The 369-nt window shown below is 73.7% G+C and carries 1 pseudogene; it reads right to left on the bottom strand.

Annotated elements, in window-relative coordinates:
- A pseudogene (locus ACLZOT_RS50505) lies at window positions 1-369 on the bottom strand (glycoside hydrolase family 2 protein); the annotation flags it as partial.

Raw genomic sequence — 369 nt, 5'->3', positions numbered from 1 at the left:
CCTCGCCGGGCAGCAGTGTCACAAGGCCTCGGTCGGCACGGGCGTCCGGGTCCAGCCGGTCGGCCTGGAGCAGCAGATCCCGTACGAGGGTACGGGCCGTCACCGACACTCCGCCCGGCACGATCGCGACCACGAACTCCGGCTGGACATACAGCACTTCACGATCCGGCACCGGAAAGTGCACCGCCCGCAGCCCGTCCGCGTCCGCCACCAGGAACTCCTTCGGCCCGACGGGCGCCACCGACGCCGGTACACCGACCCGGACCACGCCCCGCGCCCCGGCCACGAACCCCACACCCACCTCCCCGACCACCTCCCCCTCGACCGACATCCGCCGCAGCCGCACGACCCCGGCCCACTCCTCGGCCG

It is taken from the genome of Streptomyces sp. 4F14 (assembly GCF_048159485.1).
Classification (GTDB): Bacteria; Actinomycetota; Actinomycetes; order Streptomycetales; family Streptomycetaceae; genus Streptomyces.
The sequence above is the reverse complement of the archived record's forward strand: the minus strand, read 5'-3'. Positions and strand labels throughout refer to the sequence as shown.